We start from the raw sequence: 15,971 nt of genomic DNA, 5'->3' as shown, positions 1-15,971 counted from the left end.
ATAACTTGTAAGATTATGCAACATTTTAAAAACCTGGCCGATATGCACCGTTATAGCGGCTTCCCTATGCCCGAGAATCCTTTGTTCAGCGTATACAGATGTATGAAAACCTGTATGCTGGGCGGCCGCGAGTTTACATCTGATTTTTATATGATCGGGTTTAAAAAGCTAAAGTCGGGCGTTGTTATGTACGGGCGCACCAAATATGATCATGATAACGGCAGCATGATATTTGTAAAACCCCGGCAGATCATTGAGTTTCAAGGTGTGGAGTATGAAGAGGATGCCTTTATTATTTTTATTCATGAGGATTTCCTGCATGGCCACTCACTACACACCGAGATGAACAAGTATGCCTTTTTTGATTACGAGGCAAATGAAGCGCTGCACCTGTCGCCGCGCGAAGAAGAGATCATGTGGGACCTTTATCATAAAATAGATGAAGAATACCGCAATAATACTGACGAGTATAGCCGCGATATTATACTTGCCCATATTGATTCCATGCTGAAATACTCGCAACGCTTTTACAAGAGACAGTTTATAAACCGCACCGATCTTTCAGGTAAAACGGTATCAAAATTCAATAATGCACTGGCTGCCTATTTCAAAAATGAATTGTTTCTTAACCAGGGCCTGCCTACGGTAAACATGCTGGCATCGCAACTTAATTTATCCCCCCGTTACCTGAGCGATCTGTTAAAACAGGAAACCGGCAAAACCGCCATGGACCTGATACATATTTACCTGGTGAATGAAGCCAAGAACCGCCTGAAAGTTGATGATCAGAGCGTATCTGAAATAGCATACGACCTTGGTTTTGAAAACCTGCCGTATTTTTCAAGGCTGTTCAAAAAAGAAACTGGTATAAGCCCTAACCAGTTTAAAAAGCAGTTAGCTAACTAACACATCAGCCAAAATTATATCATATAAAGATCCTTAAAGATTGGTTAGTTTGAAGATGTACGGGCTTTGACAAAGTTACCAGTACATTATTACCTTGCTGCTCAAAATTGGCTGCAATCGATTGTGCCCCTATCATTACTTTACCCTTTTGCTGCTTAACATTCCATTTTTCCAGGCTGATAGTTTGCAGTTGCAATGATCCGTATTTGAGTTCTAAAACGTGCTCTTGTACACCGGCAGTTTCTTTTTGCCGGTAAGTACCCCAACCCTTTGCCGTGGTGAACGGGGCTTTAAAGTTTTTCTTGTCCCATTTCGGCGCAAAGCGGATAAACCCTTTCGGGCCGTGGTATTCAAAACCGCAGGCAGTTATAAAAGTGCCATAACTTGCCATTGCCCGGCCATAATGGTCGCTGCATTCAATTTCATTAAACGGATTTCGCTTAAAGGCGTGATAACGGTCGTGAACCGCTTTGGTTAAAATCAAAGCCTCGTCCGTCATGCCTTCAGCCATCAGGTGACTGGCTACCTGGTGCTCAAAACCTGTCATGCACTCATAAAAGTAGCCCATTTGCCAGGTTGCAGATTCGCCGTAAGGATTGGCTTCTTTCAGGGGATTGGTGTTCATTACCATACCGCTTTCACCGGGCAACGCGTAAGGGCGCCAACCCGAATGCTGTTTTTCAAACGGACCGACATCCTGCATAAAATTATGCTTCCAGAGTGCCTTTAGTGCACTTATCGTTTTATCCTTATTATTTATACGGCCCAGCCCAACCTGCCATGCCCAGCTTTGGCCCAGCACCTGGTCTATATGGCAGGTATTGTATGACCCAATTCCGCTTCGGCCCTTAACCGCATCCGGGCGGTGGATGTAATACTCGCCGTTAAATAAAACAGCATCCATATTCTTTGAGCCTTTTGCTACGTACTCATTGCAACGATCAGCAAAGCTATTGTCATTCATTTCATGAGCCATGACCCCGCCCGCTTTTACAGCGGCAATGCACAATCCTACTATCCAGGCTATTTCTCCGTCCCAAACAGCGTCCAGTGTGTTTTCCATCGGCGTGTCTGTCATGCCGTCGCCGTTTTTGTCCTGGTCAATTATAAATTGGGTAGCGCGTTTAATTTGCGGCCAGTTGGTTTTTAAAAATGTATTATCGGCACTCATCTGGTGTTCGCGCAGGCAGCCTAAAACCCTTCCGGCCTGGCCATCAATTGCCGGGCGCTTATCATACTCGCCCCTGAACCAGATCCCGCCGTCAGGCTGTAAAGATATCCCCAGGTCCACACGTTGGCGGTTATCCCGCTCGATAGCCGGAAATATTCGACCAATAGCTTGCGCGTATTGCCATACGTGTGTGCAATTTCCCTCGCATGCGCCAACACCTTCCCAAGCCCATGACCGCCCGGTTTTAAAACGGTGCGACGTAGTAGTTGCCAATGCTGATATATTTGAAAAGGTCCGTTCCATGAACCAATGCGGCAAGCTTGAATCATACCAGGTGTTTTTCCATAAAATCGTTTGTCCGGATAAAAAAGAAAAATGAGCAGCTACGTAATCTGCCACTGCAGGGGCATCTTTAAATTTATTCAGATAGTAATGGCCGGTCCGGGCATCGGGTACATTAATGCGTTCGCCTACGTTAGGGAAATGCCAGCTAATGGCGAAATCTTTTTTAATCGTTTTACCGGGCGATATTTTTGCCGATGAACCAATTCCTCCAATTAATTTTTCGTCAGCATTCACACTAGCCTCATCAGTTTTGCTTACATGAAAATTATCCGCAGAAAAAGGCAGCTGAAAAGAAGGAATCCCAACAGCATCCGTACCTATAAAAGAAAGGCACATTGACCCTGCATCTCCTGTATTATTAGCCTTTGCTAAGTCCGTCGCGGCAAAAGATGCATTTACCGAAACATGAGTTTTTGTATTGAAAACCTTATTGATCCGTTTTCCGTCATCAGCCTTTGTCATTGAAAATTTGTTGACCGCATTTTCAAGCCAGCCTATTATTTCAATTTCCATTGGCGTTGTGCCCGTATTTTTCAACTCGAATGATTGAATGGTTACCGGAATATTAGAATTATCTTCATCCAGCGGAATAAATGGAGCAAATGCTGTCAGCTTTATAGTCAACGGCAGTTTTGCATCGATATAGTGAATAATTGCCGCCGGATATGTTGCTTCAAATTTTATCTCGTCCCAGTCATCGTAATGGAATCGTTTAACGATGGTAGTGCCCTGGTAATTGATCCTGATAGCAAAACCTTGTTCCAGCGGGCGGATATCCTTTGACGGTTGGATATAGCAGGCCCCGTCTCGCGAAGTAACTTTTGTCCCTTTATCCTGTACTTTATAGCCCCAGTCTACAACTTTGGGTTCAATGCCTTCCTGGTTACTGTTAAAGATATCCCAAAGCCATAAACGCCCGTCGCCGCCTAAGTAAACTGTGCCGCAATTAATACCGCCGACAGGCATACCTATGTATTGCAATTCGTTTTTGCTTTTAAAGTATGTAGTTACTGCGCCTCTTTGGTATAAAGCGCTCAGCCCTTTCGTACCTGCAATTGCCGGTACGCGTGCAACAACCAGGCCGGCAGTAAGCATACCCGAAACTTTTATAAAATCACGGCGTTTAATATCTTTTATTGGCGACATATATAAATACTTTTTCTTGTAGGTTACAGGTGCCACAGGTAAACTGTATTGGTCAGCACTTTTCTAAAATACAATTAAATATCTGCTAAGTATATTTTATGCTGTCGATAAGTAAAATATATAAGCTGTTCAAACGGATGTTATGAGCGTTTTTCTTAATACCGTGAGGAATATGATTTGTATCATTTATATGAAATAAGCGATATATTTGACCTGTTTAGTATTTTTACCCAAATTTACGTTGCAAACCAATAAGGCCTAACCCATATTATAATATAAATGACTACTTTAATTGTATTGGATGATGATTCCATTTTTCATCAAATTATAGATTACGCGCACGCTAATACCGATTCTTATAGCCAGATACAGCATTATTATAAAGCCGAACAACTCTTGGATTATTTGCGCCAGCACAAGGACGAAAGTGATAAACTGCCCGATGTGATATTTGTAGATATTAACCTGCCTATTGTTGATGGCTGGTCATTTTTGAGCGAATACGATACACTGGCAGGCAGCCTTAGTAAAAAGATAACCATTTACGTGGTCACTACTTCTGTTAGAAAAGAAGACAGGACGCAGGCAGGCGCTTACTCATTTGTTGAAGAATACCTGATCAAACCTGTAACTATTGATAAGTTAAAAGCGATAGCCCAAAAAGCTAAAGAAAATTAAAATAAGCTTATATACTGATTTTACTCATCCCTATTTATAAGATTTACAGGCAAGAGTAAACTTTAAATCTATTACCGTACTTTATACTATTAATTATAATCCGGCAAAGAGATAGCGTTTGCCGCTTTTAACGGCATTTCAATCATCATATTTTTCCATGGCGTGTAGGGCAATATTTTCCAGATCTGCCTGCTCATCCAAAGTTTGAATTTGGTTTGCGGCACAAACCATTCAGCGCCTTCAGCTAATTTCTGGCAAGCCGAAACCAATGGGCGCATCATAGTTTCATATTTATTGAAAGCGATAACATGGCTGCCATTTGCAGCCATCAATTCTCCCGCTAAAATATAAGCGCCTATCACCGCCATACTGGTACCCATGCCCGACATGGGCGAAGCGCAGTAACCTGCATCGCCTAATAATACTACCCTGCCTTTTTGCCACCTATCCATCCTGATCTGACTTACGGAGTCGAAATAAAAATCAGGTGCTTCATCCATGAGTTTTAACAATTGCGGCACCTGCCATTGTTCGCCCATAAAGCGCCTGCGAATCATTTCTTTTTGCTGCGCGATATCACGATAATTATAGGCGATCTGCGGAGAAGCAAAATAAAAACTGGCCCTGGCTTCAGTATCGTTATTCGCGCTGAATACACCCACCCGTTTGCCTAAAGTGCCGTAATATAAACCCGCCATGTCTTTAAGCTGCATAAAGTTTGGTGTACTAAAAATGGCGAAATATATCCCCAGGTGGTGCATAAATTGTGACTCATCGCCAAAAGTCAAAGCTCTTACGTTAGAATGCAATCCATCAGCACCAATTACCAGGTCAAACCGGCGGCTTTCGCTACGGTTAAAGCTAACGGTTACGCCATTAGCATCTTCCTGTATGGCGGTAATGCTGTCATCAAAAAGGTATTCGGTATTGGCTTTAGTAGCTTCGTAAAATACATTGGCCAGGTCGCCGCGCATGATCTCCAGTTCGCCGCTGGTAAAGCCGTCAGGCATAGCGGCCAATTTTTTATTGTTCTTATTTACTATAGTGATATTGCCCGCTCGGGTTTCATATTTTTTTATCTCTTTAACAAGATTCATCCGTTCTAAAACCTGCATTGCAGGCCCGCGGAAATCAATGGCATAGCCACCCGGTCGGATGCCCGGCGCACGTTCAATAATAGTACCCTCAAACCCATATTTATTGAGCCAAAAAGCAAGCGCCGGCCCGGCAACACTTGCCCCTGAAATAAGAATTTTCTTTGCCTTCATAACGCCAAAACTATCTGGCAATTACGATGGCGGCAATCATGAAAAGGCTAAACCTCCCGGCAAATCGGTAAGCGACAGATTTTTGGCGGTAAATAGATTGGAGAAGGTTAATCAAGCACAGAAAGCGTCGTTGTGATCACGTCTTCAAAAACGGCTTTGTCATTTGTCGATTTTGCGGTTACACGCAAACCTTTCACGGTATTAAATACAAACCTTGCTAAAGCTCTTGCATCACCGGTATTTTTGATCTCGTTATTGTCCTGGCCTTTTTTTATCACTTCGTAAAAAGCTTCTTCCACCTGCTGGTCAGCGGTGCAAATGATTTTATTCACCTCCGCATCATGCGGTGCAACTTCCACTTCGGCGTTCACCATGAAACATCCTCTGTGCGACTGATCATCCAATAACCCGCCTACGATCATTTCCAATAATTTGCGGATCGTTTCTTTTGCAGACTGATCAGAGTTGACGATCTTACACATCTGGCCGGAGTTGGTGCTTTCGTAACTTTCAAGAGCTTTGATAAATAGCGTGTGCTTGTCGCCATAGGTATCATACAAGCTTGACCGGCTAATGCCCAGGCCATCTACCAGGTCTTGCATGGACGTAGCATTGTACCCCTTTAGCCAAAAAAGGTTTACCGCTTTTTTAAGCACTTCAGCTTCATCAAAATCCTTCGTCCTTGCCATAACAGAAATAGCTTTGCTTGTTACAGCAAAGCTATTCAATTTACTTAAATTTTTATAATTAGCGGATACCGCCGCCAGCCAACAACGTTTCGCTGGTTAACCAACGCGAATCTTCAGAGGCTAAAAACACCGCAATTGAAGCAATATCATCAGGCTGACCTATACGGCCTAATGGTGCGGTGCGTTCTGCTTCTGCGTGAAAATCGCTGCCTATAAAGCCTGCTGTATGTGTACCTTCAGTTTCAATCATGCCCGGGTTAATTGAGTTAACACGGATCTTTTTAGGGCCTAACTCTTTAGCCAAAACGTGGGTTATGGCATCAACAGCACCTTTGGTAGCGGTGTAAATAGAACTCCCCGGAGGCGTAATGCTGCTCACTACCGATCCGATATTAATAATACTACCACCATCGGCATTAAAGTTTTTAACTGCACCCTGGGTGGTTAACAACAAGCCTAATACGTTGGTGTTAAACTGGCTGTGAAAATCGTCTTCGTTAATTTCTTCAATAGCGCCAAATTTATAGATACCGGCATTGTTTACCAGGATATCTACCGGTCCAAAAGCCTTGCTTGTTTCGTCAAACAAACGGGTTACGTCAGCCGTATTTGACACGTCGCCTTGTACAGCAATGGCTTTACCACCGGCTGCAACTATTTCTTCAACAACTTTGTCTGCACCGGCTTTGGCTGATGCATAGTTAACTACTACTGACGCTCCGGCTTCAGCAAGAATTTTTGCAATACCTGCACCAATACCTTTTGATGCGCCTGTTATAACTGCTACTTTATTTAATAACTTTTTCATATTGTATGTTAATTGTTTTTATATTTGGAACAATCATTCCGCAAATGTAATATCATAACGGAACAATCGTTCCAATTAAAATCAATTATTAGTTTTTGATGACAAATTGATCTGTTCCTATTTTGACATCAGGATAAATACCGATATTTAAAAATGAATTCTGCTTATTACCTCCGACTGTCCGCCGATCCGCTGTTAGCTAAACTGTTTGAAAACAGCATTCCTTATGAGTTAAAAGAAAAGGCAAATATCCCCCTGGCTTTGTATACCTCTATCATGAACCAGCAACTATCAACCAAAGTGGCAGATGTAATTTATAAGCGGTTCATAAATATCTATGGTGGGCTTGAACCTACCCCGCAACAGGTTATTGATACGCCTGTGGAACAATTCAGGGCTATCGGCCTTTCCGCAGCAAAAGCGGGTTACATTAAAAATGTAGCACAATTTGCCATTGACCAAGGCTTAGATCTGGAACAGCTAAAGGCAATGAACGATGACGACATTTATAAATATGTGGGCACTATAAAAGGTGTAGGCAAATGGACCATTCATATATTGCTGATGTTTAGCCTTGGCAGGGAAGATATTTTTATCCCTGATGATCTTGGTATCCAAAATGCCATGGCCATGCTGTTTGGATTGGATAAAACAGACCGGAAAAAATTGAGGGCAGATATTATTACCCTGTCAGAACAATGGAGCCCTTACCGTACGTATCTCTGCGTACACTTGTGGCAGTGGATCAATCAGCAACAAAGCACAAAAACTACAGGTTAGCAACTGCATGTGCGTTTTGACTACAACAAGCGCAGATTTGGTTAGGCCTGTTTCTTTACTGTTATTGAATTTTGTGTTATCAAAAAACAGATATCATGAAAATTATAGTAACAGGTTCATTAGGGCACATTGGCAAGCCCCTGACGGAAGAATTAGTAAAGAAGGGCCATGAGGTTGTTGTTATCAGCAGCAATCCCGACAGGAAAAAAGATATTGAGGCATTAGGGGCTGTAGCTGCCATCGGTTCGGTAGATGATGTCGATTTTTTAACCGCGACTTTTACAGGTGCCGATGTTGTACATGCAATGATCCCGCCGCATAATGCTGCGCCTGACCCGGTAGCGTACAGCCGCAAGGTAGCCGATAGTTACATTATGGCTCTCCGCCAATCAGGCGTAAAACGTGTGGTTTATATCAGCAGCTATGGTGCGCATTTAGAAAAGGGCGTGGGTTTGATCAAGCTGCATCATTATATCGAAAACGAACTGCTCAAGCTCGATCTTGAAGCGCTTACGTTTGTTCGTGCTACGTATATTTATTACAATTTGCATCGCTTTGCAGGCATGATAAAATCTGCCGGAGTTATGGTCGCAAACTATGGTGGCGATGACCGGGTAGTGTTGGTATCGCCGGAAGATATAGCTGCTACTGCTTTGTCAGAAATAGAAGCAAAAACCACCGGCAATAAAATTGTTTACGCCGCCAGCGATGAACGCACCTGTAATGAGATAGCTCAAATTTTAGGCGAGGCCATTGGCAAACCAGACCTGAAATGGGTGACGATCTCTGATGACGAAATGCAAAAAGCGTATGAGTCGTACGGCATGGCGCCGCACGTAGCAGCCACCATGGTTGAAATGTTTGCTGCCTGCCACACCGGCTTGATCAATGAGGATTACTATCTGCATAAACCCGTGTTAGGCAATGTAAAGACAGAAGATTTTGCCAAAGAATTTGCAGCGGCATTTAACGCGAAATAACGATATTGTAATGATGAAAGCCAACCAGCCCTTACGGATCAAAACCATCAGCGAGTATCACCAGGTAATGGGTTTACCTAAACCCGAGCACCCGCTCATCAGTGTGATCAACCTGGAAGAAATAACTCACCCGTTTGATGATACACCTACAAGTTTGCTGTTTGACTTTTATTCTATCTCGTTAAAAAGGGATTTCAACGCCAAAATGAAATACGGCCAGCAGCAATATGATTTTGATGAGGGCATTATGTTCTTTATTGCGCCGGGACAGGTTTTTGGCATCCAGGCCAAACCGGGGACCGTACCAAAAAGATCAGGGTGGTTATTACTTATCCATCCTGATTTTTTATGGAACACCGCTTTGGCAAAAATGATAAAGCAGTATGATTTTTTTGATTACTCGGTGCACGAAGCCCTGTTCCTGTCAGATAAGGAAGAGGCTACGATTTTGGGCATGATGCAAAACATAGCGCAAGAGTACCATGCAAACATAGATAAGTTTACGCAGGATGTAATGATAGCGCAGATCGAGCTGTTACTCACCTACGCAAAAAGGTTTTATGAGCGGCAGTTTATTACCCGCAAAATAAATAACCATCAAATACTCGCCCGTTTAGAAGAGCTATTGGCAGCCTGCTTTGAAGATGACCGGATCGCAAAAAACGGACTGCCCAGCGTAACTTATATTGCGGGAGAATTAAACGTATCGCCGGGATATCTGAGCGGATTATTAAAGGTGCTTACCGGGCTTAATACCCAACAACATATCCATCAAAAACTGATAGACAAAGCAAAAGAAAAACTATCAACCACCACTTTATCTGTAAGTGAAATTGCTTACAACCTGGGCTTTGAACACCCGCAATCATTCAGTAAATTATTTAAGACCAAAACCAATTTTTCACCGTTGGAGTTCAGGCAATCTTTTAATTGAAATATTTTATGCCGATAAGATAATTAATAATCTTGTTATGTGCCTGTAATGGCAAGCAACTATAAATACAGAATTGCGGACATACGGGGCCGTTCTTTCGATAGATAAACTTATTTGTGTTAAACTTTTTTGATCGGCATGCCGGTAGTTGATATACGGCCATTACCGCCAAGGGTTTTGCGGGTAAGGCTCTCTACTTTACCTTTTGCGTCGCGATTAATGTATATACGCGACACGTTAGGCCCGATGTTGGCATTTAAACCTACGGCAACCAAAACATCCGGCTTAACTTCTTTTAGCGGGTAGCTTTCAGTTGGTTTGCCCGGCTCAACACGGTTCCACAGTAAATCGCCTTTAATATAGGTAATGGTAATGTTGCTGCTGTATTTACCAACCAAATCGCCGTATTTTGCTTTCATGTTGGTTGCGGCGTTGGAAGCTATACCACTATCGTCTAACACCCATTGTGCGGCTGCTTTCTGTAGGGTATCAACAGAGTTTGCCAGGATATCCTGTAAGATCAATTTGTGGGTTGCAGCCAGCGCATCGTCTTTACCTGTTTCAACATCAGGTATTACCCCCGTGCCTTCCCAGCCATGATTATCATGCGGACCAACAACCATTTTTACCGGCACAAAAGCAACCAGGTTGTTTTTTAGCGCAACATTGCCACCGGCTATGCCTGCTCCTGCGCTGGTGTCGCCAACAATGGTGGCCCGTTTTAATTGCTGCATCGCATAAGCAAAACCTTCAGATGCCGACCCTGTGCCACGACTGGTAAGGATGTAAACTTTAGCATCAGGCATGTGTCTGCCCGGTACATAAGTGTAAGTCCACTCCTGCTCGTCGCGGGTACGGTCTTTATAAAATCCGTTCAAATAAAATTGCTCGCGTCCGGTAGGGTAAAAATACGAAGCCAAAAAGCGGCCCATTTGCCCGGTACCACCCGGATTATGCCTAACATCCAGAATTACATATTTGCTGAAAGCACACATATTCATGCTGGCAGCGGCTATGTCAAGTGCTTCCTCCGATGCCAGGAACGGACCTGGAATTTCAACATAGGCGGTTGAGGTTGTACCGTCAATCTCCACACGTTTAAAGCCGTAGTTTGCTCTTTCATTCGAGTTATCTTCTGATGTACGGGCACCGCCTCGTCTGTTACCGCGTGGTTCGGTCATGTTTTTATAGCTTTCTTCGTTACGGCTTACACGCAAGTGTACGTCCTTGTGGGTAGCGCGCATATCGGCTGTTAATTTTGCAGCCAGCTCGGTTTCGGTTAAACTGTGGTAGTGGCCGGCAGCTTCATTTTTAAGCAGGTCGGCTTTATACTTTTCACTTATTTCGGGGAACGGATATACGTCAACCAGTCTGTCGCCAAGTTTGGTTACTATTTCGTGAGCATCGGCATCGCTAACGGTTTGTGCAAACGTACTAAGGCTATTGCCTAACAACAATACTGTTGCTACACAAATTGCCCTGCCTGTTTGTTTAATAAAAGTAGCTTTCATCAATTGAGTTTAAGTATAATATTTAATCAAATATAAAAGTATACTCAAACAAACGCTCTTTGCGCAAAGTAACTTGATTGATACACCCAGCTTGTTTATTCAGGCCAAAATCCGGGTAGAACCAAAGTACACGGACAAATGCTGCTGTCTAATGGCTGGAAATTTACCCTGCTTGACAGCGTGCACCTGGATATTGACAATACCTGGTATATTGGTAAGCTGGGCGATGAACATCCGCAATCTTTCAGTAAATTATTCAAGACAAAAACTAATTTTTCGCCTTTGGAGTTCAGGCAATCTTTTAATTGAAATATTTTGTGTCGATAAGCTAATTAATAATCTTATCTTGTGCCTGTAATGACAAGTAACTATAAATACATTGTTGACAAGATACAGCCGGCCTTAAACCTGCTGAATGTCATTATTGTGCTTGTTATTCTGATTCCGCTATCGCCGGGAGTGTTCTGATTGTATTTAATTAACCAAATGATACATAAGCCTCCCGGACAACCGGGGGGCTTTTTTTATGATCAAAAAAAATGAAAAAGCCAGCAAAACCAACAGACCAGTTTATTTTCTCCATTTATGCCGAAGACAAAAAAGGCCTGATAGGACAGATCATGATCTACTTTAATCGCAGCAGTTATCACGTTCAAAGCCTGAATGTAGCACGTACCGACATCAGCGATATTGTACTGGTAACATTGGAAGCTGAAGTTCCATTTTACGCGCTGTTACCTTTTACAGAAAAACTTAAAAAAATAGTGGAGGTACATTCGGTAAATGCTTACCCGGCAGGCGAGGGTTTGCGAAAAACAGGATTTTACAGGATCGGCATTGATGCATTAAACCAGCAATTATGGACATTGATGGCAAAATATGGCGCCACATTAAGCAGCGCAGCTAAAGATAGCCTGGTGATCTGTAAAACGGGATCGGATAAGGACTTGTCAGAACTATACAGTCAACTTGATGGCCCGCATTTATTGGGCTTCTGCAAAAGCGGGCTTATCATAGAAGAGAGCCTGGCCACGTTAGATCTATGGTCGACATAATTGTTAACAATAATTTAGCCGTTAATTTTTAATGTTATTTTAGCTTCGCCAATTAGATTACCTAAAAGTCTGAAGTTACCATGGAAAGAAGATCAGCCCTCAAAAACATTGGGGGAGCATTATTATTGCCGTCGTTTATTTTTGCGGCCAAAGAACCTGTTAAAAAGCCGGTATTAAGGGTTGCCCATATTACCGATGTGCACCTTAAAAACGATTTGAACGCGCCCGCTCTTTTTACCCAATGCCTGCATCACCTGCAAAAACAAACGCCAAAGGTCGACCTTATCTTAAACGGCGGCGATGTTGTTTTTGACATGAATAAGGAAAATATGGATACCCTTAATAATCAATGGAGCCTGGTAAAAAGCATTATGAAAAACGAATGCAGTTTACCTATTCATTATTGCCTGGGTAATCATGACATCTGGTGGAACGAAGATACCAAAGGACAGGCTACCTATGGTAAGCACTACTCTATGGACCAACTTGGCCTTGCCAAACCTTATTATAGCTTTACCCAAAATGGCTGGAAGTTTATCCTGCTTGACAGCGTACACCTGGATATTGATAATACCTGGTATATTGGTAAGCTGGGCGATGAACAATTTGCATGGCTGGAAGATCAGCTAAAAAACACACCCGCCGATATGCCGGTATTGGTACTGTCGCATATCCCTATCCTTACTGCTACAAACCTGGTGGATGATGATATTGTAAACAAATGGGTAATGCTTGGCGGCGATATGCATACCGATACCGCTAAAATAATTAACCTGTTTTATAAGCACCCCAACGTAAAACTATGCCTTAGCGGGCACATCCACCTGCGCGATAAAGTGGTGTATAACAACGTAACCTTTATTTGTAACGGCGCGGTAAGCGGTGCCTGGTGGAAAGGCAATAAACGTGAAACCGCGCCCGGATACGGAATAATAGACCTGTATGCCGATGGCACGTTTGATGAGCGATACGTTAATTACCAGGTTTAATAATCAAGCCCAGGCTTTTCTTAAAAATCGCAGCCAGTTGCCGTTCATCATATTTTCGATATCCGTGGTGGTATAACCGCGTTTTGCTAATAATCCGATAACCTTTTGCAGGTCGGCAATAGTTTCCAGGTCATACGGACATTGCTCGCGGCCAAAGGCGCCATCCAGGTCAGAGCCTATGCCCACGTGCAGCGCGTTACCGGCTATCTGGCAAATATGGTCTATATGATCTATCATTACTTCTAGGTTGCAATTCATACCTTCAGGCGTTGATTCGCCCCGTACCCAGTTGGGCACCATCATCCAGGCATCCAACGCGGCACCGATCACTGCACCCCGCTCTATCAGCGCTTTGATCTGTTCATCACTATACTGGCGGTTATGGTTTACTAATGCACGGCAGTTATTATGGCTGGCCCAAACATGACCGTTAAAATGATCAAGCGCTTCCCAAAAGCTATCATCGCATAGATGAGTAGCATCAAGGATGATATTAAGCCGCTCCATTTCTTTTAACAACTCATGCCCATTTGGCCCCATAAACCCGGTAGCGTCTGTACCCTGCGCGTATCTGCCGGGACCATAGTGAGCAGGACCAACAGCCCTTAAACCAGACTGGTAAGATCGTTCCAAATGACCTACGGTTACCAATGAGTCGGCGCCCTCAAGACTTAAAATATAACCAATAGGTTTCTTTGTATTTTCCCCGCAATCGGTCCAAAGTTTTACATGCTTGTCAAGCGTAACCAGATCATTTACCTGTACCATTTCGCCGGCATCTTCCATGGCTTTATACCAGGCCAGTTGCCCCTGCGTTTGCGCCCAGGCCTGCTCGGGCGAGTGCCAGCCGGGCAATAAATTATCCGGAGCAACATACCTTGCAATTTGCGTAGCTACTACCAAACCAATATTACCACTGCGCAATTCGGGCAGGGATACTACCGCTTTAGCACGGTCAGGTTTATCGGTCAAACCCACCTCACGGGCATTAATGGCTGCAACCGGTTGCGTCAGGTCGCGGTTCCATTCCAGCGCGTTCATACTCAAATCAAGGTGGGCATCTACAATAAACATGGTTTTAAATATTGATCTTACGGTCGCGCGCTATGGTATGCCACTCGCCGCTAATTTTATTATTTTCAATAGTAATTGCCCGCTCATATAAAGCTACCGTCGGGCAAATGTGGTGGGGTAATCCGTATAATACGTCGCCCACTTTATAGTTATGACCTTCGCCCGCATCTAAAACCAGGTGCTCTTCGCTTTGGCTTACAGGCTTTAATTCGGGGGCGTTTAAAAATGTTACACGTTTATCCAACACGTTTTCTGACGCTACCGATTTATGCCCCAGGTCCAAACATATTTTAGTTTCGTCAGGCAGGGATACCACACGGCTAACCACCAACGCGGCTGTAAAAAAAGCCTGCTCTTTAAAAGCGTTACCATATCCCCCATCCCAATAAATAAACGTACCGGGGCTGCATTCAATATCCGCTTTGGCGGCATGTATCGGGAAAGTCGGTGAGCCGCCTGCCACTATTACCGGGTCAAAACCGGCAGACCGCAAGCGTTGTACTAGGTCTTTCACCGGCTTAAAGGCAGCATTACATTTTTCAGTGCGGATGCTTAGGTCATGGTCATGAATATGCCCGTCGTAAGCATGTAATCCTATCACATTAAGGGATTGCAGCGATCTACATTCCCCGTAAAGATCAAAAGCATCCTGCGGCGCAATGCCCGAACGGTTCATGCCCACATTCAGATCGATATAGACATCAATCTTAACCAACGCTTCTTCTGCCAACTGATTTAAATACTTTGCGGAGGGGTAATTATCTACAAGGCATGAAAATCGTGTATCAGGGTATTGCTCTATTAATTTAATAAAGCGATCTGCTTTGGGGCCTATCGGCTGATAAGCCAGCAATACATCAGGTGCTTTACACATCCCAAGCATTTCGGCCTCGGCAATGGTAGCGCATTTAAACTTGTTAATGCCGGCAGCCATATTTGACAACGCTGCCTCTTTGCACTTATGTGTTTTTACATGCGGTCTTAAACGGTCTGTGTTGTCGATGCTGTTTTTAACCACAGCAAGGTTATGTTTTACCCTGTCGGGATAAACTACCAATGCCGGGGTATCCAGCAAGTCGACATCTGAGATTTCAAACCATTCTGCCATAGCTCTAATTATTCTAATTCAAACAGGGCCTCTATCTCAACAGGGATATTGTCAGGCAATGAGCCAAAACCTACCGCGCTGCGCACGCCGATACCGTTTTCGGTTCCCCAAACCTGTGCAAACAATTCGCTGCAGCCGTTAATAATGAAGGGATGTTTTTCAAAATCGGGCGTGCAATTAACCATACCCAAAACTTTAATAACGCGCTTTACCTTATTTAAACTACCCAAATTAGTTTTTATGGTAGATAAGATAGTCAAGCCCACCTGGCGCGCCGCCAGTTTACCATCTTCCATAGTAATGGTATCGCCAATGCGGCCAATAATTAAACTCTTATCATCATTAACCGGCCCATGGCCCGATACATACAGGTATTTACCATCAATCAGGTATGGTTTATAAACACCAAGCGGTGATGGCGCCGGCGGAAGATTTAAACCGGTTTGTGCAAAATTTTCGTCAGGAGTAAGCATGTTCAGCTATAATTTTATGAGTTGATATTACGCCTTGAAATTAATGCATTTTACAA

The 15,971-nt window shown here is 43.5% G+C and carries 16 protein-coding genes; 8 read left to right on the top strand and 8 right to left on the bottom strand.

Going from position 1 to position 15,971, the window contains the following annotated elements:
• The first annotated feature begins 15 nt into the window (after positions 1-15).
• Positions 16-906, top strand: a complete 891-nt coding sequence (locus FO440_RS07405) for a helix-turn-helix domain-containing protein (protein ID WP_144247557.1) — start codon at positions 16-18, stop codon at positions 904-906.
• Positions 907-925: 19 nt separating this feature from the next.
• Here the strand turns inward: FO440_RS07405 and FO440_RS07400 are convergent, their stop codons facing one another.
• Positions 926-3,604 (bottom strand): GH116 family glycosyl-hydrolase, encoded by a 2,679-nt coding sequence (locus FO440_RS07400; protein WP_222103939.1) that lies wholly within the window; start codon positions 3,602-3,604, stop codon positions 926-928.
• Between the two features lie 243 nt (positions 3,605-3,847).
• On the opposite strand from FO440_RS07400, the gene FO440_RS07395 reads away from it, so the two are divergent.
• Positions 3,848-4,246: a response regulator gene (locus FO440_RS07395; protein WP_144247556.1), complete on the top strand. Its 399-nt coding sequence runs from the start codon at positions 3,848-3,850 to the stop codon at positions 4,244-4,246.
• A gap of 89 nt (positions 4,247-4,335) precedes the next feature.
• Here the strand turns inward: FO440_RS07395 and FO440_RS07390 are convergent, their stop codons facing one another.
• The 3 genes from FO440_RS07390 to FO440_RS07380 form a co-directional block, all read right to left on the bottom strand.
• Entirely contained in the window at positions 4,336-5,514 is a 1,179-nt protein-coding gene (locus FO440_RS07390; protein WP_144247555.1) for an FAD-dependent monooxygenase, read from the bottom strand.
• 107 nt (positions 5,515-5,621) lie between these two features.
• Entirely contained in the window at positions 5,622-6,203 is a 582-nt protein-coding gene (locus tag FO440_RS07385) for a TetR/AcrR family transcriptional regulator (protein WP_144247554.1), read from the bottom strand.
• A 58-nt stretch (positions 6,204-6,261) separates the two neighbouring features.
• A complete protein-coding gene (locus FO440_RS07380; RefSeq protein ID WP_144247553.1) occupies positions 6,262-7,011 on the bottom strand; it encodes an SDR family NAD(P)-dependent oxidoreductase in 750 nt (249 codons plus the stop codon).
• Between the two features lie 153 nt (positions 7,012-7,164).
• Between FO440_RS07380 and FO440_RS07375 the strand changes: the two genes are divergently transcribed.
• The 3 genes from FO440_RS07375 to FO440_RS07365 all read left to right on the top strand — a co-directional run bounded on the left by FO440_RS07375 (position 7,165) and on the right by FO440_RS07365 (position 9,705).
• Entirely contained in the window at positions 7,165-7,791 is a 627-nt protein-coding gene (locus FO440_RS07375) for a DNA-3-methyladenine glycosylase family protein (protein ID WP_144247552.1), read from the top strand.
• Positions 7,792-7,886: 95 nt separating this feature from the next.
• Positions 7,887-8,771 (top strand): NmrA family NAD(P)-binding protein, encoded by an 885-nt coding sequence (locus FO440_RS07370; RefSeq protein WP_144247551.1) that lies wholly within the window; start codon positions 7,887-7,889, stop codon positions 8,769-8,771.
• Between the two features lie 13 nt (positions 8,772-8,784).
• Positions 8,785-9,705, top strand: a complete 921-nt coding sequence (locus FO440_RS07365; protein ID WP_144248228.1) for a helix-turn-helix domain-containing protein — start codon at positions 8,785-8,787, stop codon at positions 9,703-9,705.
• A gap of 119 nt (positions 9,706-9,824) precedes the next feature.
• On the opposite strand, the gene FO440_RS07360 is transcribed toward FO440_RS07365, so the two are convergent.
• Positions 9,825-11,216, bottom strand: a complete 1,392-nt coding sequence (locus FO440_RS07360) for a S41 family peptidase (protein WP_144247550.1) — start codon at positions 11,214-11,216, stop codon at positions 9,825-9,827.
• A gap of 138 nt (positions 11,217-11,354) precedes the next feature.
• Here FO440_RS07360 and FO440_RS25080 point away from each other — a divergent pair, with 138 nt between their 5' ends.
• The 3 genes from FO440_RS25080 to FO440_RS07345 all read left to right on the top strand — a co-directional run bounded on the left by FO440_RS25080 (position 11,355) and on the right by FO440_RS07345 (position 13,260).
• Positions 11,355-11,525 (top strand): hypothetical protein, encoded by a 171-nt coding sequence (locus FO440_RS25080; RefSeq protein WP_394348360.1) that lies wholly within the window; start codon positions 11,355-11,357, stop codon positions 11,523-11,525.
• A 230-nt stretch (positions 11,526-11,755) separates the two neighbouring features.
• On the top strand, positions 11,756-12,271 hold the full coding sequence (locus tag FO440_RS07350) for an ACT domain-containing protein (protein WP_144247549.1): 516 nt from the start codon (positions 11,756-11,758) through the stop codon (positions 12,269-12,271).
• 80 nt (positions 12,272-12,351) lie between these two features.
• On the top strand, positions 12,352-13,260 hold the full coding sequence (locus FO440_RS07345; RefSeq protein ID WP_144247548.1) for a metallophosphoesterase family protein: 909 nt from the start codon (positions 12,352-12,354) through the stop codon (positions 13,258-13,260).
• A gap of 3 nt (positions 13,261-13,263) precedes the next feature.
• Here the strand turns inward: FO440_RS07345 and FO440_RS07340 are convergent, their stop codons facing one another.
• The 3 genes from FO440_RS07340 to FO440_RS07330 are packed head-to-tail and all read right to left on the bottom strand — an operon-like array spanning position 13,264 to position 15,921.
• A complete protein-coding gene (locus FO440_RS07340; protein WP_144247547.1) occupies positions 13,264-14,334 on the bottom strand; it encodes a dipeptidase in 1,071 nt (356 codons plus the stop codon).
• 4 nt (positions 14,335-14,338) lie between these two features.
• Entirely contained in the window at positions 14,339-15,442 is a 1,104-nt protein-coding gene (locus tag FO440_RS07335) for a D-TA family PLP-dependent enzyme (RefSeq protein ID WP_144247546.1), read from the bottom strand.
• An 8-nt stretch (positions 15,443-15,450) separates the two neighbouring features.
• Complete coding sequence (locus FO440_RS07330) at positions 15,451-15,921, bottom strand: RidA family protein (RefSeq protein ID WP_186292638.1); 471 nt, start codon at positions 15,919-15,921, stop codon at positions 15,451-15,453.
• Between the last annotated feature and the right edge of the window lie 50 nt (positions 15,922-15,971).

The organism is Mucilaginibacter corticis, from assembly GCF_007558865.1.
GTDB lineage: Bacteria > Bacteroidota > Bacteroidia > Sphingobacteriales > Sphingobacteriaceae > Mucilaginibacter > Mucilaginibacter corticis.
Note: the sequence above shows the minus strand (reverse complement) of the source record. Positions and strands in the feature narration are given on the sequence as shown.

What these genes read in the sequence shown, in the direction of transcription:
- FO440_RS07365 (WP_144248228.1), top strand. Translation starts at nt 8,785, where the DNA reads ATGAAAGCCAACCAGCCCTTACGGATCAAAACCATCAGCGAGTATCAC.
- FO440_RS25080 (WP_394348360.1), top strand. Translation starts at nt 11,355, where the DNA reads ATGCTGCTGTCTAATGGCTGGAAATTTACCCTGCTTGACAGCGTGCAC.
- FO440_RS07370 (WP_144247551.1), top strand. Translation starts at nt 7,887, where the DNA reads ATGAAAATTATAGTAACAGGTTCATTAGGGCACATTGGCAAGCCCCTG.
- FO440_RS07375 (WP_144247552.1), top strand. Translation starts at nt 7,165, where the DNA reads ATGAATTCTGCTTATTACCTCCGACTGTCCGCCGATCCGCTGTTAGCT.
- FO440_RS07360 (WP_144247550.1), bottom strand. Translation starts at nt 11,216, where the DNA reads ATGAAAGCTACTTTTATTAAACAAACAGGCAGGGCAATTTGTGTAGCA.
- FO440_RS07335 (WP_144247546.1), bottom strand. Translation starts at nt 15,442, where the DNA reads ATGGCAGAATGGTTTGAAATCTCAGATGTCGACTTGCTGGATACCCCG.
- FO440_RS07350 (WP_144247549.1), top strand. Translation starts at nt 11,756, where the DNA reads ATGAAAAAGCCAGCAAAACCAACAGACCAGTTTATTTTCTCCATTTAT.
- FO440_RS07380 (WP_144247553.1), bottom strand. Translation starts at nt 7,011, where the DNA reads ATGAAAAAGTTATTAAATAAAGTAGCAGTTATAACAGGCGCATCAAAA.
- FO440_RS07345 (WP_144247548.1), top strand. Translation starts at nt 12,352, where the DNA reads ATGGAAAGAAGATCAGCCCTCAAAAACATTGGGGGAGCATTATTATTG.
- FO440_RS07340 (WP_144247547.1), bottom strand. Translation starts at nt 14,334, where the DNA reads ATGTTTATTGTAGATGCCCACCTTGATTTGAGTATGAACGCGCTGGAA.
- FO440_RS07390 (WP_144247555.1), bottom strand. Translation starts at nt 5,514, where the DNA reads ATGAAGGCAAAGAAAATTCTTATTTCAGGGGCAAGTGTTGCCGGGCCG.
- FO440_RS07395 (WP_144247556.1), top strand. Translation starts at nt 3,848, where the DNA reads ATGACTACTTTAATTGTATTGGATGATGATTCCATTTTTCATCAAATT.
- FO440_RS07385 (WP_144247554.1), bottom strand. Translation starts at nt 6,203, where the DNA reads ATGGCAAGGACGAAGGATTTTGATGAAGCTGAAGTGCTTAAAAAAGCG.
- FO440_RS07405 (WP_144247557.1), top strand. Translation starts at nt 16, where the DNA reads ATGCAACATTTTAAAAACCTGGCCGATATGCACCGTTATAGCGGCTTC.